The organism is Stenotrophomonas sp. YJH_SMC_81, assembly GCF_059370875.1.
On the sequence record NZ_JCAFUB010000003.1, the window covers coordinates 203,674 to 222,593 of the forward strand.

17 protein-coding genes are annotated in these 18,920 nt (G+C 67.8%); 16 read left to right on the top strand and 1 reads right to left on the bottom strand.

All coding sequences use genetic code 11. The annotated features are described in order from the left end of the window. Window positions 1–11 precede the first annotated feature (11 nt). The 16 genes from hisG (at window position 12) to cueR (ending at window position 18,515) form a co-directional block, all read left to right on the top strand. Window positions 12–923 carry an ATP phosphoribosyltransferase gene (hisG, locus tag AC5P8U_RS07465; protein WP_049438529.1) on the top strand — a complete coding sequence of 304 codons (912 nt, stop codon included), beginning with the start codon at window positions 12–14 and terminating at the stop codon, window positions 921–923. Then, window positions 920–2,215: a histidinol dehydrogenase gene (hisD, locus tag AC5P8U_RS07470; protein ID WP_353080032.1), complete on the top strand. Its 1,296-nt coding sequence runs from the start codon at window positions 920–922 to the stop codon at window positions 2,213–2,215. The genes hisG and hisD overlap by 4 nt, the downstream gene beginning before the upstream one ends. Beyond that, complete coding sequence (gene hisC, locus AC5P8U_RS07475; RefSeq protein ID WP_088497317.1) at window positions 2,212–3,306, top strand: histidinol-phosphate transaminase; 1,095 nt, start codon at window positions 2,212–2,214, stop codon at window positions 3,304–3,306. The genes hisD and hisC overlap by 4 nt, the downstream gene beginning before the upstream one ends. Beyond that, window positions 3,303–4,376 (top strand): bifunctional histidinol-phosphatase/imidazoleglycerol-phosphate dehydratase HisB, encoded by a 1,074-nt coding sequence (hisB, locus tag AC5P8U_RS07480; protein ID WP_088497318.1) that lies wholly within the window; start codon window positions 3,303–3,305, stop codon window positions 4,374–4,376. Before hisC ends, hisB begins: the two co-directional genes overlap by 4 nt. Then, the gene (hisH, locus tag AC5P8U_RS07485; RefSeq protein ID WP_072169069.1) at window positions 4,373–4,975 is read left to right on the top strand and encodes an imidazole glycerol phosphate synthase subunit HisH; all 603 of its coding nucleotides are present in this window, start codon (window positions 4,373–4,375) and stop codon (window positions 4,973–4,975) included. The genes hisB and hisH overlap by 4 nt, the downstream gene beginning before the upstream one ends. Next, on the top strand, window positions 4,972–5,706 hold the full coding sequence (hisA, locus tag AC5P8U_RS07490) for a 1-(5-phosphoribosyl)-5-[(5-phosphoribosylamino)methylideneamino]imidazole-4-carboxamide isomerase (protein WP_447897273.1): 735 nt from the start codon (window positions 4,972–4,974) through the stop codon (window positions 5,704–5,706). The genes hisH and hisA overlap by 4 nt, the downstream gene beginning before the upstream one ends. Further along, complete coding sequence (hisF, locus tag AC5P8U_RS07495; protein ID WP_151355491.1) at window positions 5,700–6,476, top strand: imidazole glycerol phosphate synthase subunit HisF; 777 nt, start codon at window positions 5,700–5,702, stop codon at window positions 6,474–6,476. Before hisA ends, hisF begins: the two co-directional genes overlap by 7 nt. Next, complete coding sequence (gene hisIE / locus AC5P8U_RS07500; RefSeq protein WP_334271750.1) at window positions 6,466–7,086, top strand: bifunctional phosphoribosyl-AMP cyclohydrolase/phosphoribosyl-ATP diphosphatase HisIE; 621 nt, start codon at window positions 6,466–6,468, stop codon at window positions 7,084–7,086. The genes hisF and hisIE overlap by 11 nt, the downstream gene beginning before the upstream one ends. Window positions 7,087–7,234: 148 nt before the next feature. After that, window positions 7,235–8,824, top strand: a complete 1,590-nt coding sequence (locus AC5P8U_RS07505) for a calcineurin-like phosphoesterase C-terminal domain-containing protein (protein ID WP_447897275.1) — start codon at window positions 7,235–7,237, stop codon at window positions 8,822–8,824. Between the two features lie 35 nt (window positions 8,825–8,859). Continuing rightward, on the top strand, window positions 8,860–9,144 hold the full coding sequence (locus tag AC5P8U_RS07510) for a hypothetical protein (protein WP_005409434.1): 285 nt from the start codon (window positions 8,860–8,862) through the stop codon (window positions 9,142–9,144). Between the two features lie 84 nt (window positions 9,145–9,228). Then, on the top strand, window positions 9,229–10,251 hold the full coding sequence (locus AC5P8U_RS07515) for a glucokinase (RefSeq protein WP_088497321.1): 1,023 nt from the start codon (window positions 9,229–9,231) through the stop codon (window positions 10,249–10,251). A 51-nt stretch (window positions 10,252–10,302) separates the two neighbouring features. Continuing rightward, on the top strand, window positions 10,303–11,301 hold the full coding sequence (locus AC5P8U_RS07520) for a glycosylasparaginase (protein WP_072169076.1): 999 nt from the start codon (window positions 10,303–10,305) through the stop codon (window positions 11,299–11,301). After that, complete coding sequence (locus tag AC5P8U_RS07525) at window positions 11,298–12,035, top strand: copper homeostasis protein CutC (RefSeq protein ID WP_088497322.1); 738 nt, start codon at window positions 11,298–11,300, stop codon at window positions 12,033–12,035. The genes AC5P8U_RS07520 and AC5P8U_RS07525 overlap by 4 nt, the downstream gene beginning before the upstream one ends. A gap of 392 nt (window positions 12,036–12,427) precedes the next feature. Continuing rightward, on the top strand, window positions 12,428–15,385 hold the full coding sequence (locus AC5P8U_RS07530; protein WP_447897276.1) for a TonB-dependent receptor plug domain-containing protein: 2,958 nt from the start codon (window positions 12,428–12,430) through the stop codon (window positions 15,383–15,385). A 161-nt stretch (window positions 15,386–15,546) separates the two neighbouring features. Next, complete coding sequence (locus AC5P8U_RS07535; RefSeq protein WP_447897277.1) at window positions 15,547–18,048, top strand: heavy metal translocating P-type ATPase; 2,502 nt, start codon at window positions 15,547–15,549, stop codon at window positions 18,046–18,048. Window positions 18,049–18,059: 11 nt separating this feature from the next. After that, window positions 18,060–18,515, top strand: a complete 456-nt coding sequence (cueR, locus tag AC5P8U_RS07540) for a Cu(I)-responsive transcriptional regulator (protein WP_065177589.1) — start codon at window positions 18,060–18,062, stop codon at window positions 18,513–18,515. 80 nt (window positions 18,516–18,595) lie between these two features. Here the strand turns inward: cueR and AC5P8U_RS07545 are convergent, their stop codons facing one another. Next, the gene (locus AC5P8U_RS07545; RefSeq protein WP_447897278.1) at window positions 18,596–18,790 is read right to left on the bottom strand and encodes a heavy-metal-associated domain-containing protein; all 195 of its coding nucleotides are present in this window, start codon (window positions 18,788–18,790) and stop codon (window positions 18,596–18,598) included. Window positions 18,791–18,920 lie beyond the last annotated feature (130 nt).

Genomic DNA, 18,920 nt, shown 5'->3' on the forward strand with positions numbered 1-18,920 from the left:
AGACCTCCCCCATGAGTGCAACCCAGGCAGCGCCGGCACGAGACCGGCTGCGTATCGCCATCCAGAAGAGTGGCCGGCTGGCCGAGCCCGCCCGCAACCTGCTCAGCGCCTGTGGCCTGAGCTGGCGCGAAAGCCGTGACAAGTTGTTCTGCTACGGTGAATCGCTGCCGGTAGACCTCCTGCTGGTGCGCGACGACGACATCCCCGGCCTGATCGCCGACGGCGTCTGCGACCTCGGCATCGTCGGCCGCAATGAACTGGACGAGCAGGCCGCGGCACGCCGCCAGATCGGCCTGCCTGACGCCTATCAGGCGCTGCGCGGGCTGGGCTTCGGCCAGTGCCGGCTGATGCTGGCGGTGCCGGAGGAATGGCAGTGGCAGGGTCCGGCGCAGCTGGCCGGTACCCGCATCGCCACCAGCTACCCGGCCATCCTCACGCAGTGGCTGGCGGAGCAGGGCGTGGACGCGCAGGTGGTCGAATTGTCCGGTTCGGTGGAAATCGCCCCGCGCCTGGGCACTGCCGACCTGATCTGTGATCTGGTCTCGAGCGGTGCCACGCTGCGCGCCAACCAGTTGACCCCGGTACACAACCTGCTCGACAGCGAGGCGGTGCTGGCCGGTGCAGTACGAGTGCCGGATGATGCACGCGCTTCGCTGCGCGCGATGCTGCTGCGCCGACTCGATGGCGTGGTGCAGCGCCAGGACCGCAAGCTGCTGATGTTCCGCGCCAGCGAGGATCGCGTCGACGCGCTGGCGCAGTTGCTGGCCGATGCCGAGCCGCTGGTGCGGTTGCCGGCCGATGGCGGTGCGCTGCGCCTGCAGACCATGTGCCCTGGCCCGCTGAGCTGGCAGCGCATGGAGGAACTCGAGCGCGCGGGTGCGCAGGGCCTGATGGTACTGAGCGTGGAGCGGTCGCTGGCATGAACCGTCTGATCTGGTCCCGACTTGATGAGGCCGCGCGCAGCGCGGCATTGACCCGCCCGGTGCAGACCGTGGCGCAGCAGACCCGCGACGCGGTGGCGACGCTGATTGCACAGGTGCGCGCGCAGGGCGACGACGCGCTGCGTGCGATCACCGCACGCTTCGATGGTGTCGAACTGTCGTCCTTTGAAGTGAGCGAAGCCGAGTTCGCGGCGGCCGAAGCCGCTGTCCCCGCCGAACTGCGCCAGGCCATGGTGGACGCGGCCGAGCGCATCGCCCGCTTCCACGCCGCCGGCATGGGCAAGGGATACGCAGTTGAAACCGCACCAGGCGTGGTCTGCGAACGCATGCTGCGTCCGATCGGGCGGGTGGGCCTGTACGTGCCGGCCGGCAGCGCGCCGCTGCCGTCTACCGCGCTGATGCTGGGCGTTCCGGCACAGCTGGCCGGCTGCCCGCAGGTGGTGCTGTGCACGCCGCCGCGAGCCGATGGCAGCGCAGACCCGGCCGTACTGGTGGCGGCGCGGCTGACCGGCGTGCAGCGCGTGTTCAAGCTGGGCGGCGCGCAGGCGATCGCCGCGATGGCCTATGGCACCGCCAGCATTCCCGCCTGCGACAAGCTGTTCGGGCCGGGCAACAGCTTCGTGACCGAAGCGAAGCAGCAGGTCGCACAGGAGGGCGCCGCCGCCATCGACATGCCGGCCGGTCCTTCGGAGGTGCTGGTGATTGCCGATGCCGGTGCCAATCCGGCGTTCGTGGCCGCCGACCTGCTGTCGCAGGCCGAACACGGCCCGGATTCGCAGGTGCTGCTGCTGACCGACGATGCCGGGATGCTGGCGGCGGTCGAGGCTGAGGTCGAGCGCCAGGTGGCCCTGCTGCCGCGCGAGCAGATTGCGCGCCAGGCGCTGTCAGCGTCGCGCCTGATCCAGGTTGATTCGTTGGACGAGGCCTTCGCGATCAGCAACCGCTATGCGCCGGAGCACCTGATCCTGGCGCTGCGTGATCCGCGTGCGTGGCTGGACAAGGTGCAGGCGGCCGGCTCGGTGTTCCTGGGTGATTACACCCCCGAAGCACTGGGTGACTACTGCAGCGGCACCAACCACGTACTGCCCACCGCCGGTGCCGCACGTGCCTACAGCGGCGTGAGTGTTGCCAGCTTCCAGAACCTGATCAGCGTGCAGAGCGCCAGTGCCGCCGGCCTGGCCGCGATCGGCGGCTGCGCGCGCATCATCGCCAGCGCCGAAGGCCTGGATGCCCACGAGCGTGCGGTGGCATTGCGCATGGAGGTGGCGGCATGAGCGCGGCTATCGAGGATGTGCTGGCGCTGGTACGCCCGGATCTGCAGGCGTTCGCCGGCTACAGCTCGGCACGCAGTGCGGCGGTGCAGGGCGAGGTCTGGTTGAACGCCAACGAGTCGGCCTGGGCCAATCCGGCCGATGCGGCTGGCAGCAGCCGGCGCTATCCGGAGCCGCAACCGTTGGCGTTGCGCGAAGGCTTGGCGGCGCTGTACGGCGTGACGCCGCAGCAGCTGCTGGTCGGCCGCGGCAGCGACGAGGCCATTGATCTGCTGGTACGCGCGCTGTGCGTGCCGGGTCGCGATGGCGTGCTGGTCACGCCGCCGGTGTTCGGCATGTACGCCGTCTGCGCGCGCCTGCAGGGTGCCGCATTGATTGAAGTGCCGCTGGTGGACAGCGAGGATGGCCTGCGCGCCGATCTGGATGCGGTGATCGATGCGGCCAAGGCGCAGGGTGCCAAGCTGGTGTTCCTGTGCGCACCGTCGAACCCGGCCGGCAGTGACATCGCCTTGGAAGAGGTCGAGCGTGTGGCGGTTGCGCTGCGCGGGCAGGCGCTGGTGGTGGTGGACGAGGCCTATGTGGAGTACGCAGGGCGCGCATCGGCCACCACGCTTCTGGCCGCACACGCCAACCTGGCGGTACTGCGCACCTTGTCCAAGGCGCACGCGCTGGCTGCTGCCCGTATCGGCACCCTGATGGCCGCCCCGGAGCTGATTGCTGTGCTGCGCCGCTGCCAGGCGCCGTACCCGGTGCCGACGCCGTGCGCGGAACTGGCGGTACAGGCGCTGCAACCCGCCACGCTGGCCAGGACCGCCGAACGCGTAGCCACGGTGATTGCCGAGCGCGAACGCCTGCGCGTGGCGCTGCTGGGCCTGCCCGGCGTGCGTCGCGTCTACCGCTCATCCGGCAACTACCTGCTGGTCCGCTTCGCCGATGCCCAGGCCGCGTTCGATACGCTGCTGGCTGCGGGCGTGGTGGTGCGTGACCAGCGCGCCGCGCCGCAGCTGGGCGATGCCCTGCGCATCAGCATCGGCAGCCCCGAAGAAAACGACCGCGTGCTTGCGGCCCTGTCGGCGCGGAGGGCCGCAGCATGACCCCGATCCTGTTCATCGATCGCGACGGCACCCTCATCGAGGAGCCGGCCGATTTCCAGATCGACGCCTACGAAAAGCTGCGCTTCGTGCCGCAGGTGATCCCGGCCCTGCTAAAGCTGCGTGATGCCGGCTACCAGTTCGTGATCGTCACCAACCAGGACGGCCTGGGCAGCGACAGCTACCCACGCGCCAGCTTCGATGGCCCCAACGACCTGATGCTGCAGATCTTCGAGAGCCAGGGCATCACCTTCCGTGACGTGCTGATCGACTGCAGCTGGCCGCAGGACAATGCGCCGACCCGCAAGCCGGGCATCGGCCTGATGACTGGCTACCTGCAGGACCGCAGCATCGACTGGGCACGCTCGGCCATGGTTGGCGACCGCATCACCGACCTGCAGTTCGCCGACAACCTCAACATCCGGGGCTTCCAGTTGCGTACCGAACAGTTCGGTGGCGAATGGGACTGGCCGGGCATCGCGCACGCGCTGGCCGACGCGCCGCGCACCGCCGTGGTCCAGCGCAACACCAAAGAAACGAAGATCCGCGTTGAGCTGGACCTGGATCGCGCCGGTGATGCGCGCATCGCCACCGGCCTGCCGTTCTTCGACCACATGCTCGAACAGATCGGCAAGCACGGCGGCTTCGCCCTCGATATCCAGGCCGAGGGTGACCTGCACATCGATGAGCACCACACCATCGAGGACACCGGGCTGGCCCTGGGCCAGGCCCTGCGCGAGGCGCTGGGCGACAAGCGCGGCATCGGCCGCTACGGCTTCACCCTGCCGATGGACGAGACCCTGGCCAGCGCCGCGCTGGACTTCAGCGGCCGCCCGTACTTCGTGTTCGAGGGCGAGTTCAAGCGCGAGCGGGTGGGCGACATGCCGACTGAGCTGGTGCCGCACTTCTTCCGTTCGCTGTGCGATGCCAGTGGCCTGAACCTCAACCTGCAGGTACGCGGCGACAACGATCACCACAAGGTGGAGGCCTGCTTCAAGGCACTGGCGCGCGCACTGCGCCCGGCGCTGGCCCGGCAGGGCACGGCACTGCCGAGCACCAAGGGGGCATTGTGAGCGACGTCGCGCTGATCGATGCCGGTGGTGCCAACCTGGGCTCGGTGCGCTACGCACTGGAGCGGCTCGGCGCGACGGTGCGGCTGGTGCGCGACGCGGACGGCCTGGTGGGGGCGCGGCGGGTGATCCTGCCCGGCGTCGGCGCCGCCAGTCCCGGCATGCAGCGATTGCACGCGCAGGGCCTGGTGGAGCCGTTGCAGCGGCTGGAGGTGCCGCTGATGGGCATCTGTCTTGGCATGCAGTTGCTGTTCGAACGCTCCGAGGAAGCGGGCGTAGAGACACTGGGACTGATTCCGGGCGTGGTGCGCAAGCTGGTGCCGGCCTGTGGCATCCGCGTGCCGCACATGGGCTGGAACCGCCTGCTGCCGCTACGTGAGTCGCTGCTGTTGCAGGGTGTGCCGGAACGCGCCAGCGCCTACTTCGTACACAGCTATGCGGCACCCTTGAATACCCACACCGTCGCTGCCTGCGACCACGGCGGGCTGTTCACCGCCGTGGTGGAGCAGGGGCGTTACTACGGCGCGCAGTTCCATCCCGAACGTTCCGGCGAAACCGGCTCGCTGATGCTGCGCAATTTCCTCGAGGGCACTGCTGCATGAGTTTCATCGTCTACCCCGCGCTGGATATCCGCGATGGCCGCGTGGTGCGGCTGCGCCAGGGCGACTACGCGCAGGAAACCTCCTACGGCGACGATCCGCTGCCGCGCGCGCAGGCCTTCGCCGCGCAGGGCGCGCAGTGGATGCATCTGGTCGACCTGGATGCTGCACGCGCTGGTGGCTATACGCTGGCGCCGCTGCTGGCGGCGATCCGCGCGCACGCGCCGCTGCAGGTGCAGACCGGTGGTGGCGTGCGTGGCCGCGACGATGTGGCGCGCATCCTTGATGCTGGTGCCGGCCGCGTGGTGGTCGGTTCGCTGGCGGTGCGTCGTCCCGATGAAGTGGTCGGCTGGCTGGAGGAATTCGGCGCCGAGCGCATCACGATTGCGCTGGACGCGCGCCAGGACGCACAGGGGCAGTGGCAGCTGCCGGTGCACGGCTGGACCGAGAACGCCGGGGTGACCCTGGATGACCTGGCCCAGCGCTACGCGCGCGCCGGTATGCGCCATCTCTTGTGCACCGACATCGCCCGCGACGGCATGCTGGCCGGGCCCAATATCGGCCTCTACCAGCACCTGTCGGCCTTGCTGCCGGGGGTGGCGGTGCAGGCGTCCGGCGGCATCCGTGACGTGGCCGATGTGGCCGAGGCGCGTGCCGCTGGCTGCGGTGGTGCGATTCTCGGCAAGGCACTGCTGGAGCAGCGCATGGACCTGGCGGAGGCGCTGGCATGTTGAGCCGCCGCATCATTCCCTGCCTCGACGTGCGCGATGGCCGCGTGGTCAAGGGCGTGCGCTTCCGCGACCACGTCGACATGGGCGACATCGCTGAGTTGGCGCAGCGCTATCGCGACCAAGGGGCGGACGAGCTGGTGTTCTATGACATCGGCGCCAGCCCCGAGGCGCGTTCGGTCGACGTTGCCTGGATCGAGCGCATCGCGCGGCTGATCGACATTCCGTTCTGCGTGGCCGGTGGCATCGACAGCGTGGAAACCGCGCGTCGCGTGTTGTTCGCCGGTGCCGACAAGGTGTCGATCAACTCCCCCGCGCTGGGCCGCCCGGAACTGATCACTGAACTGGCCGACGAGTTCGGCGTGCAATGCGTGGTGGTCGGTGTCGATTCGGTGCGCGAAGCGGATGGCCAATGGCGGGTGCGCCGCTTCAGCGGAGACCCGGACAAGACCCAGGCGGTGCCACTGCGCACCCTTGACTGGATTGTCGAGGCGCAACGTCGGGGCGCCGGTGAGATCGTGCTGAACTGCATGGACAGCGATGGCGTGCGCCGCGGCTACGATCTCGCACAGTTGCAGCAGGCGCGGGCACTGTGCCAGGTGCCACTGATCGCCTCCGGTGGCGCCGGTGCGATGGAGCACTTCGCCGAAGCCTTTGACCAGGCCGACGTCGATGGTGCGCTGGCGGCGAGCGTGTTCCACAGCGGCGCCATCGCCATTCCGGAATTGAAGCGCTACCTGCGCGCACAGCAGATCGAGGTGCGGGATGTCTATTGAAGTCAGGCCATCGCTGGATGCGCTGCAGGCGCTGGACTGGGGCAAGGGCGACGGCCTGCTGGCGGCCGTGGTGCAGGATGCCGATACCCTGCAGGTGCTGATGCTGGGCTATGTCAGCGCAGAATCGCTGGCGGCCACGCTGGCCATCGGCCACATGACGTTCTTCAGCCGCAGCAAGCAGCGGTTGTGGACCAAGGGCGAGCAGTCCGGCAACGTGCTGGTGGTGCAGTCGATCAGCGTCGACTGCGATGCCGACACGCTGCTGGTGATGGCCCGCCCGGCGGGGCCAACCTGCCACACGGGTGCGGAGAGCTGTTTCGACCAGGCGCCGAAGGACTTCCTGGGCGGGCTGGACCAGTTGGTCGCGATGCGTGAGGCGCAGCGCCCGCCGGGCAGCTATACGACCCGCCTGTTCGAGGGCGGCATCCGCCGCATCGCACAGAAGGTGGGTGAGGAGGGGGTGGAGACCGCGCTGGCGGCGGTGGCGCAGGATGACGAGGCACTGCTCGGTGAGGCTTCGGACCTGCTGTACCACCTGCTGGTACTGCTGCGCGCGCGCGGTCTGTCGCTGGACGATGCGCGGGCGGTGCTGGAAAAACGCCATCGTTGAAGCGTGGTAGTGCCGGCCGCTGGCCGGCAACCTCATCATCTTCGGGCATCGAGGGGCTGCCGGCCAGCGGCCGGCACTACCCGCTGGAAATGCAGCCGGGCGTGGCTCGGCTCTACAATACCGCGTCTCTTTCTGCCGGATGCCTCCCATGAAACTGCCTGCCGCCTGGCTGTGCTGCCTGTTGCTGACCTCGCCGGCCTGGGCTGCGGACACCGTGGTCACCGGCAAGGTCTATCTGGAGCGTGACGGCAAGCCGGGCCGCGGTGCGACCGATCCGGGCCTGGCCGGGGTGCAGGTCTCCAACGGCGAGGCCATCGTCAAGACCGCCGCCGACGGCAGCTACAGCCTGCCGGTGCGTGACGGCCAGACCGTGTTCGTGATCAAGCCCGATGCGTATTCGTTCCCGAAGGCGGCAGACGGCCTGCCTTCGTTCTGGCGCCACTTCCGCCCGAACGGCTCGCCGGCGCTGAAGTACGGCGGCATCGCCGCCACCAGCGATGTCACCCGCAACTGGGATTTCGCGCTGCAGCCGGATCGCCATGACAGCCGTCGCGGCTTCCAGATGCTGGTCTTCACCGACTCCCAGACCGCGAGCCTGAAGGACATCGGCTACTACCAGCAGTCGATCGTGTCGCCGCTGGTCGGCCAGACCAAGGCGCGCATGGGCACCACCTTGGGTGACATCGTCAACGATGACCTGACCCTGTATCCGGCAATCAACAAGGTCACTACGTCGCTGGGCGTGCCGTGGTTCCATGTGCCGGGCAATCACGATCTCGATTTCGATGCCGCCAGCGATGAGCATTCGCTGGACAGCTGGCGCAATATCTACGGCCCGGATACCTACGCGGTGGAAGAGGGCGGTGCCAGTTTCGTGTTCCTCGATGACGTGGTGTATGACCCCAACGCAAGGCCGAAGTATGTCGGTGGCCTGCGCGAAGACCAGTTCGCTTTCCTTGCCGGCTACCTGAAGGGCCTGCACAAGGACCGCCTGCTGGTGCTGGGCATGCACATCCCGCTGTTCGACGCCGCGCCGGGGCGCGAGACCTTCCGTCATGCTGACCGCCAGCGCCTGTTCGACCTGCTGAAGGACTTCCGCAACGTGCTGGTGCTCAGTGGCCACAGCCACACCCAGCAGCACGTCTACCACGGCAAGGCCGACGGCTGGAACGGTGACAAGCCGCTGCACGAATACAACGTCGGTGCCAACTGCGGCGCGTTCTGGTCGGGGGTGAAGGATGCCGCCGGCGTGCCGGACAGCACCATGAGTGATGGCACGCCAAAGGGCTACGCGTTGCTGGACATCGCCGCCAATGGCAGCTACAGACTGCAGTACCGGGTGGCCGGCAAGCCGGCCAGCGAGCAGATCGGCCTGCATGCGCCGAAGGTGCTGCGCCAGGGGGCCTATCCGGCGTGGGGTGTGTACGCCAACGTCTACATGGGCGAGGACGCCAGCGTGGTCGAGTACCGCGTTGATGGCGGCGCATGGCAGCCGATGAAGCAGGTCAGCCAGCCCGACCCGCGCCTGATGGTAGAGAACGTGGCCGACGATCTGGCTGACAGCCTGCGTGGCTACGACCGCTCGCCGGAGGCCACCGCTTCGCCGCACCTGTGGCGTGGGGCGTTGCCGACCGACCTGGCCGTGGGCAGCCACAAGGTAGAGGTACGCTCCACCCAGCCCGATGGCGTGGTGTTCACCGCCACCACCCGCTACAGCCTGCAGACTGCCCAGCCCTGACACGCCGCAAGGCCTCTCCAGCGAAAGGACCCCGCATGGATATCCGCTTCATGGCCGGCACCACGCCGGTGACCCTCAGCCGCCACTGGTTCACCGGCGCGATGCTGCTGCAGAGCGCCACCGAGAAGGTCTGGGTGCAGCATCCGCTGCATCCGGGCACCCACTTCTCGTTCTCGCTGGTACAGTCGTGGCTGCGCCACATCGCCGGCCATGAGGTGCTGGTCGAGCGCACCCGGCCGCTGTTGTTCGCCGGCTTCCGCCCGCAGCGCCTGCGCGTGCTGGTTGATGGCGTGCAGGTAGCCGAACAGGAAGGCATGTAGGCCAACCTGAACCGCCGGCGCGCTAGGCAAAGCCGCTCCGATGCCTGAGAATCGGGGCGATTCAATCGATCCAAGCAGGCCAGCGTGACCATCGCAGCAGCGTCCCCGGTTTCCACCGACTCCGCCCGCGGCGGTCTTCCGCGCAGTCTCGTTGTCGCCGATGTCGGCGGCACTTTCGCCCGTTTGGCGCTGGCTGAAACGCAACCCGGCCAGGCACCACTGCTGGGCAGCCATCGCACCTACGCCTGCGCCGAGCATCCCAGCCTGGCCGCGATCCTTGCTGATTTCACCGCAGGCCTCGGCCAGCCGGTACAGGCCGCCGTGGTCGCCATCGCCGGCCTGCTCGATGGCGATGTGCTGATCAATTCCAACCTGCCGTGGACGGTCTCGCTGTCGGCCACGCGGGTGCAGTCCGGGCTGCATGAGCTGCAGCTGATCAATGATTTTGAAGCGGTGGCGTTGGCCATTCCCTACCTGCAGCCTGACACCCTGGTGCCGCTCAATGGCGATGCTGACCCGGCGCAGGCGTTCCCGGCGCTGGTGCTGGGCGCCGGTACCGGCCTGGGTGCAGCATTGCGCTTTGCCGACGGCGAGCGTCCGGTGCTGGCCAGCGAGATCGGCCATGCCGCGCTCGGCGCCGGCAACGCGCTGGAACTGCAGGTGCTGGACAAGCTGCTGCAGCGCTGGCCGCACGTGGACAACGAGCGCGTGCTGTCCGGCAGTGGCCTGATGAACCTGTATCCGTGCCTGTGCGAATTGCGCGGCGTCACTCCGGTGTGGAGCAGTACCGAGGCACTGATCGGTGCCGCGCGCAGCGGTGAGGATGCGCTGGCGGTGGAAACGCTGCAGGTGTTCTGTGCCTGGCTGGGCAGCCTGGTAGGCGACGCAGCGATCGCGGTGGGTGCGCGTTCGGTGTACCTGGCCGGGGGCATTTCCGCGCATGTGCAGGATTTCCTGGCCGATGGTCGCTTCCGTGAGCGCTTCCTCAACAAGGGCGTGCTGACCGAGGTGCTGCGCCAGGTGCCGGTATGGCGCGTGGAGCATGGCCAGCTGGGCGTTCTCGGCGCAGCGGTCTGGTACGCCGCACGGCAGCCCACGCACGACTGATCGGCGTGGCCGGCATCGGGCCGGCCGTGTATTGCAGACTGGGAGGGGAAGATGGTGGATCGCAGGCAGTTCCTGCAGGCCGGCGCACTGGCCGCAGGCATGGTGGCCTTGCCGGGCGTGCAGGCGCGCACGCAGGGTGGGGCCAGGGTGGTTTCGACCTGGGACTTCGGCGTGCCGGCCAACCAGGCCGCGTGGAAGGTGCTGGCGCAGGGTGGCAGCGCACTGGATGCAGTTGAAGCCGGTGCACGCTGGGCCGAGAGCGAGTTGTGCAACCCCACCGTCGGCCATTGCGGCAACCCGGATCGCGACGGCGTGCTGAGCCTGGACGCCAGCATCATGGATGGCGATGGCCGTTGTGGTGCGGTGGCCGCGCTGGTCGACATCCTGCATCCGGTGTCGGTGGCCCGCAAAGTGATGGAAAACAGCCCGCACGTGCTGCTGGTGGGCGAGGGCGCGCAGCAGTTCGCGGTGCAGCAGGGCTTTGAACGCAGGCACCTGCTGACGCCGCAGGCCGAAGCGGCCTGGCGCGAGTGGCTGAAGACCGAGAAGTACCAGCCGCAGATCAATGCCGAGCGCCGTGGTATTCCCGGCAACAGCGACAACCACGACACCATCGGCATGCTGGCGCTGGATGCCAAGGGCCATCTTGCAGGTGCCTGCACCACCAGCGGCATGGCCTGGAAGCTGCACGGCCGGGTCGGCGACAGCCCGATCATCGGCGCCGGCCTGTATGTCGACAACGAAGTGGGCGCGGCCACTGCTTCGGGCGTGGGTGAGGAGATGATCCGCAACGCCGCCTCGTTCCTGGTGGTCGAGCTGATGCGCCAAGGGCGCTCGCCCGCGCAGGCCTGCCGCGAAGCCATCGACCGCGTGGTGCGCAAGCGCCCCGAAGCGAGCAGAACATTGCAGGTGTGCTTCCTGGCTATGAACAAGCAGGGCGAGGTGGGTGCCTACGCGTTGCACCGCGGCTTCGTCTACGCCGTGTGCGATGGACAGCGCCAGGACGACCTGCGCGACTCGCCGTCGATCTACATGAGCACTCAGGCGTGAGCACGCGGCTGACCCTGGAGATCGCCAGCAACTCGCTGGCCTCGGCGCTGGCCGCGCAGGCCGGCGGTGCCGACCGCATCGAACTGTTCGAGAACCTGGCCGAGGGTGGCACCACGCCGTCGTTTGCCACCATCGCGATCGCCCGCGAACGCCTGTCGATTCCGCTGTTCGTGCTGGTGCGCCCGCGCCCGGGTGATTTCCACTACGACGCATTGGAAACCGAACTGATGCTGCGTGACATCGCGCAGTGCCGCGCGCTGGGCTGCGATGGCGTGGTGATCGGTGCGCTGGATGTGCAGGGCGGTATCGACCTGGCGTTGTGCCGTGAACTGGTGCAGGCCGCCGGGCCGCTGCAGGTGACTTTCCATCGTGCCTTCGACGCGGCCCGCGATCTGCCGGCGGCGCTGGAGCAGGTGATCGGACTGGGTTGCCAGCGCGTGCTGACCTCGGGCGGCCAGGTCAGCGCAGAGGCCGGCGCCGATGTGCTGGCGGGTCTGGTCACCCAGGCGGCGGGACGTATCACGGTGATGGCCGGCGCCGGGCTGGGCCCGGCCAACATCGCCGCCGTTGCGCGACGGACCGGCTGCACCGAACTGCACGCCTCGGCCAAGGGCCTGCGCCGCTCGGCGATGCAGTTCCAGAACCCGGCTTTGCGCGGCCTGGACCCGGACTGGAGCCAGACCGCCACCGCGACCGTGGCCGCGCTGCGGCAGGCGCTGGACGGCGCAAGGTAGCCCGCTTCTGCTGTAGAGCCGAGCCAACGCTCGGCTGCGCTTTGCGGCAAACGACATCAGCCGAGCACGGGCTCGGCTCTACAGTCGCACGCGACGACGCGGACAAAACCGTTCCGCGCGCGGTTGTCGCGATCGTGTCATTGACGTGTGCGCTGTTCTCTCAGCGATGTTTCGCAACCCTTTGATTGTTCTTGATACCTGCGGCTGATAGCGGCATTGCGTAGGGTGTTGCTGCATCGCCGCATGCCCGGCGTGGTTCAGCTGTGCTTTAGTTTGGATCGATCCACAGGGGAGGTGCCATATCGGTCGTGAACCGATCCAGGCGCCTGGATCCGTCGTAGTGCCGCGCCACCGTCCGCCCGTGCGTCCACATCTTCGAAGAGCAACCACCCATGGCTCAGATCGTCCACAAGCGTCGTCACCTGCTGTCCCAGGCACTGGTCCTGGCCCTGTTGCCCCTGGCCGCGGGTGCACAGGAAGCGGCCAGTTCGTCCACCAAGGACTTGGATGCGGTCACCGTTACCGGTTCGCGCATCAAGCGCGCCGCGGTCGAAGGCCCGGCCCCGGTCAACGTGATTACCGCGCAGCAGATCCAGAAAGAGGGCTTCGTCAGCGTGTATGACGCGCTGAAGACGCTCACCGAAGCGACCGGCACCGTTGAAGCCGCCTCGCAATGGGGCTCGCACACGCCCAACGCCAGTGGCCTGAACCTGCGCGGCATGGGCCCGAACCGCTCGCTGCTGTTGGTCAACGGCCGTCGCGTGGCCGATTACCCGCTGCCGTATGGCGGTGAAACCAACTTCTCCAACTACGGCAACATTCCCGCTGCCGCGGTCGAGCGCATCGAAGTACTGACCGGCGGCGCCTCGGCGATCTACGGTTCGGATGCGATCGCCGGCGTGGTCAACGTCATCCTCAAGACCAACTACGACGGCGACGAAGTGCGCGTGCGTGGCGGTACCTCCACAGAAGGTGGGCGAGATACTTGGGACCTGTCCTGGGCCGGCGGCAAGACCGGCGACAACTGGAGCGTGACCTACGCGCTGCAGTACACCAAGCGCGATCCGCTGTTCGGACGCGACCGACCGCAGATGGACGACGCCGACGACGCACCGTATCCCTCCTGGAACATGGAGCAGCGCAAGGTCGGCTTCCGCCCCACCTCGGGCCTGGCATTGATCGACCCGACCAACGGCCAGCGCCTGGCACCGCCTGCAGGCACCTGCGAGAAGTTCGACCGCGAGTACTACACTGCCGATCGGCTGGTCTACAACTACGCTACCAACACCATCACCAACACCGGCCGCCTGTGCGGCATGAGCGCCGACTACGCCAACTGGCTGCTGACCGGTGGTGCCGAGAACGTGTCCGGCAACCTGTATGCCACCTTCGATTTCAGCAGCGACCTGCAGGCCTGGACCAACCTGGCGGTGTACCGCTCCGAAGCGATCTGGGGCACCAACCCGCCCAGCGTCTCGCTGATCGACGACGACAACGGCTATTACCGGGATGCCAACCGCAACCGCCCGATCCTGGGCGTGCGCCAGTTCACCCCGAACGAAGTCGGCGGCCTGGACACCCTGCGCAACACCAACCGCGAGCTGTCATGGGACTGGAGCGCGGGCCTGCGTGGCCGCCTTGCCGACCGCTTCGACTGGAGCGCCACGGTGGGGCGTTCCTACTATCGCGTGGAAGAACGGCAGAACGTGGTGGACGAGCAGAAGTCGTACGACTTCTTCCTCGGCCCGCGCCTGGGTACCACCGCCGATGGCGAGGCGATCTACGCGTTGAACGAATCGCGCTGGTGGAATCCGCTCACGCCGGACCAGTACTGGCAGATGGGCACGGTCGCCAGGAACCGCGCGTCATCGTGGGTCAACCAGGCCTCGGCGGACATCACCGGCGAGCTGTTCCAGGGCTGGGCCGGCCCGATCTCGTTCGCCGCCGTGGCCGAAGTCGCGCAGCAGGGCTATCACCTCAGCCCGGACCCGCGCGCCGGCATCGACTTCGATCTGCAGAACGTCGATCGCGGTGGCGGCGAGCGCACCCGTTACTCGGCCGGCGTCGAGTTCAAGATCCCGCTGCTGGAGAGCGTGACGGCCACCGCCGCCGCCCGCTACGACCGCTATGGCAACTACAAGGCCGATGACAGCAGTGAAGCGCTGGATATCGGCAGCCAGAAGGAGACCACCTGGAACGTCGGCCTGGAATGGCGCCCGGTCGAATCGCTGCTGGTGCGTGGCTCGTATGCCACCAGTTTCCACGCGCCGGACATGCACTACCTGCTGGGCCAGCCGAGCAGTTCCGAAGTGCAGACCTATGACCGCCTGCGCTGCATCCAGAGCGGTGCCTACCTGGTCAACAACTGTGGCGTGGGCAACACCGATGTCTGGTACACCTTCGACGTGAACCGGCGTGGCACGCCGCTGCTGCGTTCGGAAACCGGCGATTCGTGGACGGTCGGCTTCGTCTGGGACGTGATGCCGAACCTGTCGGTCAGCGCCGACTACTGGGCGATCAAGCTGGAAGACATGATCGTCGACGTCGGCGCCGACGAGGTGCTGGCCAGCGAGGCCGGCTGCCTGACCGGCAAGAACATCGATGGCACGCCGTGGGCCAATCCGGCCGGTGGCGACTATTGCGCCGGCATCCTGGCCCGCGTGAACCGCGACAGCAGCGGCCGCCTGGTATCGATCGAGCGCGGCCCGTTCAACCTGGCCAGCCGGGAAGTGCGCGGCATCGACCTGACTGCACGCTATCGCCTGGAAACCGCGCAGTGGGGCAGCTTCCAGCTGGGCCTGAACTACACCAACCAGATCTCGACCAAGGAACAGCGCTACGCCAACGACCCGAACCCGGAACGGCGCGACCGGGACCTGCGCAGCAAGCTGCGCGCGAGCCTGGCCTGGCAGCGCGGCAACTGGAACGCCAACGTCTATGCCGACCGCGTGGGTTCGGTGCCGGGCGTGCGCTATCACTGGGGCACCGACCGCCTGGACAATCCCGGCGGCTGCCTGCCGTTCGCCGACGGCTACGTGCCCAGTGACAGCCCGTCGCTGAACTGCCTGGAACCGGCACAGCTGCCGGATGGCTCGGTGAACCCGAACCCCAACGCGGGCCAGCAGACCTCGCGCTACTTCGGCCGGGTCGGCCCGTTCATCACCTGGAACGTCAACGTGGGTTACCAGGTGACCGAGCACGCCAAGGTCAATGTCTACGTCAACAACGTGTTCAATTCGGCCAGCTGGAACCACAAGGACCCGTACAAGCTGGACTATGACTTCGCCCCGACCCGGTTGCTGAGCGCGGTCGGCCGCGAGTTCGCATTGGAGTATGTGTTCACCTTCTGAGGAGACCGACCTCCGCCGCTGGATCCACGCCATGCGTGGATGCGGAAACGGGACGCCGGGGGCGGCGCTCCCTTCAGGCATGCGGACAGGCTGGATTTGACCTTCCCACGATGGCAAGGTTTAGCCTGTCCGCATCCAGAAGGAAACCCGGGAATCCGATCATGAGCACGCCGCGCGCCGCTGCCGCCCCCGCCAGCCCCTCCACCATCAGCCTGCCCATCGAGGGCATGACCTGCGCCAGCTGCGTGGGCCGGGTCGAGGCAGCACTGTCCAGGGTCGAGGGCGTGGGCAGTGTCTCGGTGAACCTGGCCACCGAGCGGGCGGACATTCGTCCGTCGGGCCCGGTGGATCGCGCGGCGCTTGTCCAGGCGGTGGAGCGGGTGGGCTATGACGTGCCCGCGGCGACCACCGAGCTGGCGGTCGAAGGCATGACCTGCGCTTCCTGCGTGGGCCGTGTCGAACGCGCGCTGTTGGCCGTGCCCGGCGTCAGCCAGGCCAGCGTCAACCTGGCCACCGAGCGCGCCACGGTGCGTGGCATGGCGGACGTGGCTGCGCTGGTCGCCGCGATCGACAAGGCCGGCTATGACGCACGTGTGATCGAGGCGGGTGTGCAGTCCGATGATCAGGCTGCGGAAAAGAAGGATGCCGAGCGCGCCGGACTGAAGCGCGACCTGATCGTGGCCACCGCGCTGGCACTGCCGGTGTTCGTACTGGAAATGGGTTCGCACCTGATCCCCGGCATGCACGCATGGGTGATGTCCACCCTCGGCATGCAGGCCAGCTGGTACCTGCAGTTCGTGCTGACGCTCCTGGTGCTGGCCATCCCCGGGCGCCGCTTCTACCAGAAGGGCTTCCCGGCGCTGCTGCGGTTGGCCCCGGACATGAATTCACTGGTGGCGGTGGGCACCGCCGCGGCGTTCGGCTATTCGGTGGTAGCGACCTTTGCACCGCGGCTGCTGCCGCCGGGCACGGTGAACGTCTACTACGAAGCGGCGGCGGTGATCGTCGCGCTGATCCTGCTCGGCCGCTTCCTCGAGGCCCGGGCCAAGGGCCGCACCTCCGAAGCGATCAAGCGCCTGGTCAACCTGCAGGCCAAGGTGGCCCATGTGATCCGTGACGGCCGCGCGGTCGAAATCCCGGTCAATGAAGTGCAGAGCGGCGACCTGGTGGAAGTGCGCCCGGGCGAGCGCGTGCCGGTCGACGGCGAGGTGGTTGAGGGCCGCAGCTACATCGATGAATCGATGATCAGCGGCGAGCCGATTCCGGTCGAGAAGCTGCCGGGCAGCAGCGTGGTGGGTGGCACGGTCAACCAGAAGGGCGCACTGACGGTGCGGGCCACGGCCGTGGGCGCGCAGACCCTGCTGGCGCAGATCATCCGCATGGTCGAACAGGCGCAGGGCTCGAAGCTGCCGATCCAGGCGGTGGTCGACAAGGTCACGTTGTGGTTTGTGCCGGCGGTGATGCTGGCCGCGCTGGCGACCTTCGCGGTCTGGTTGATCTTCGGACCATCGCCGGCACTGAGCTTCGCGCTGGTCAATGCGGTGGCGGTACTGATCATTGCCTGCCCGTGCGCGATGGGCCTGGCCACGCCGACCTCGATCATGGTCGGAACCGGTCGTGGCGCCGAAATGGGCGTGCTGTTCCGCAAGGGCGAGGCCCTGCAGCTGCTGAAGGACGCGCAGGTGGTGGCGGTGGACAAGACCGGCACGCTGACCGAAGGCCGCCCGCGCCTGACCGATCTGGAGATTGCTGCCGGCTTCGATCGCAACAGGGTTCTGGCGGCAGTGGCCGCGGTGGAGTCGCGCTCGGAGCATCCCATCGCCCGCGCGATTGTTGATGCCGCGACCGGGCAGGGCATCACGTTGCCGGGCATGGTCGACTTCGAATCGGTCACCGGCATGGGCGTGCGGGCCAGTGTCGAGGGTGCACGCGTGGAGGTCGGTGCCGATCGCTTCATGCGCGACCTGGGCGTGGACATCACCGCATTCGCAGCATTGGCGGCGGAACTCGGCACGCAGGGCAAGTCACCGATGTACGTGGCCATCGATGGACGCCTGGCCGCGATCATTGCGGTATCCGATCCGATCAAGCCGAGCACCCCCGCAGCGATCGCGGCGCTGCATCGGTTGGGCCTGAAGGTGGCGATGATCACCGGCGACAACGCCGGGACCGCACAGGCGATCGCGCGCCAGCTCGGCATCGATGAAGTGGTGGCCGAGGTGCTGCCGGAAGGCAAGGTCGAGGCAGTGCGTCGGCTGAAGGCCACGCATGGGCGCGTCGCCTTCGTCGGCGACGGCATCAACGATGCCCCTGCGTTGGCTGAAGCCGATGTCGGCCTGGCCATTGGTACCGGCACCGATATCGCGGTGGAGTCGGCCGACGTGGTGCTGATGTCGGGTAACCTGCAGGGCGTGCCCAATGCCATTGCGCTGTCGAAGGCGACGCTGGGCAACATCCGGCAGAACCTGTTCTGGGCGTTCGCCTACAACACCGCATTGATTCCCGTCGCTGCCGGCGTGCTGTACCCGGCCTGGGGCGTGCTGCTGTCGCCGGTGTTCGCGGCCGGTGCGATGGCGCTGTCCAGTGTGTTCGTGCTGGGCAACGCGCTGCGCCTGCGCCGCTTCCAGCCGCCGATGGCGGATGCCCACGCCACGACCCATTGAAGGAGAACCGCATGAACATCGGTGACGCCGCCAAGGCCTCCAGCGTGTCGGCGAAGATGATCCGCTACTACGAACAGATCGGCCTGATTCCTGCGGCGGATAGAACGGAGTCGGGCTATCGGGCGTATTCGCAGGCCGACATCCATCGCCTGCGCTTCATCCGCCGCGCGCGCGATCTCGGCTTCCAGGTGGCCGAGATCGGCGACCTGCTGGGCCTGTGGAACGACACGTCGCGCCACAGTGCCGACGTCAAGCAGCTGGCCGAGCAGCACATCGCCGACCTGGAACAGCGCATCGAGCACATGCGGCAGATGGCCGACACGCTGAAATCGCTGATCCGCTGCTGTGCCGGCGATGAGCGCCCGGAATGCCCGATCCTGCAGCGGCTGGGTGAAGACGATGAGGCTCCGCTGCCGGTGGAAGCGGCCAAGACCGGCGCGGTGCGCCGCCGCGCACGCAAGCACTGAGTTTTCATGTTCGCATGCACTGAAAAGCCCGCCCAGTGACAGTGCAGGGGGCGGGCTCCTCTGTGGCAGAAAGCAGGGGATCAGGCAGTGCGCGGCGGGAACCCCGCATCGTTCAGCGCGGCGAACACCTGCTCCTGTGATGCGGTGGTCTGCACCTTGACCAGGCCGGTCGGCGGATCGGCCACCACACTGGCGTTCGGATCGATCTGCTGGATGGCGCGGGTCGCGCTGCGCGCGCAGCCGCCGCAGGTCATGCCGTCAACATGGAATTCCATCTGTAGCTCCTTCGGTGCTCGTGAGATGAAACCAGTGTGCACCTTCCAACGATGGCAGGGTCAAGCAGGTGGCTGAACGGCGGCGCAGGCACCCATGAAAACGGCAGCCGCCTGTACCAGCGCGGCTGCC

Coding starts and splice junctions, on each gene's coding strand:
- hisC (WP_088497317.1), top strand. CDS start 2,212: ATGAGCGCGGCTATCGAGGATGTGCTGGCGCTGGTACGCCCGGATCTG.
- cueR (WP_065177589.1), top strand. CDS start 18,060: ATGAACATCGGTGACGCCGCCAAGGCCTCCAGCGTGTCGGCGAAGATG.
- AC5P8U_RS07535 (WP_447897277.1), top strand. CDS start 15,547: ATGAGCACGCCGCGCGCCGCTGCCGCCCCCGCCAGCCCCTCCACCATC.
- AC5P8U_RS07530 (WP_447897276.1), top strand. CDS start 12,428: ATGGCTCAGATCGTCCACAAGCGTCGTCACCTGCTGTCCCAGGCACTG.
- AC5P8U_RS07545 (WP_447897278.1), bottom strand. CDS start 18,790: ATGGAATTCCATGTTGACGGCATGACCTGCGGCGGCTGCGCGCGCAGC.
- AC5P8U_RS07510 (WP_005409434.1), top strand. CDS start 8,860: ATGGATATCCGCTTCATGGCCGGCACCACGCCGGTGACCCTCAGCCGC.
- hisB (WP_088497318.1), top strand. CDS start 3,303: ATGACCCCGATCCTGTTCATCGATCGCGACGGCACCCTCATCGAGGAG.
- hisD (WP_353080032.1), top strand. CDS start 920: ATGAACCGTCTGATCTGGTCCCGACTTGATGAGGCCGCGCGCAGCGCG.
- hisA (WP_447897273.1), top strand. CDS start 4,972: ATGAGTTTCATCGTCTACCCCGCGCTGGATATCCGCGATGGCCGCGTG.
- AC5P8U_RS07520 (WP_072169076.1), top strand. CDS start 10,303: ATGGTGGATCGCAGGCAGTTCCTGCAGGCCGGCGCACTGGCCGCAGGC.
- hisIE (WP_334271750.1), top strand. CDS start 6,466: ATGTCTATTGAAGTCAGGCCATCGCTGGATGCGCTGCAGGCGCTGGAC.
- hisF (WP_151355491.1), top strand. CDS start 5,700: ATGTTGAGCCGCCGCATCATTCCCTGCCTCGACGTGCGCGATGGCCGC.
- AC5P8U_RS07505 (WP_447897275.1), top strand. CDS start 7,235: ATGAAACTGCCTGCCGCCTGGCTGTGCTGCCTGTTGCTGACCTCGCCG.
- hisG (WP_049438529.1), top strand. CDS start 12: ATGAGTGCAACCCAGGCAGCGCCGGCACGAGACCGGCTGCGTATCGCC.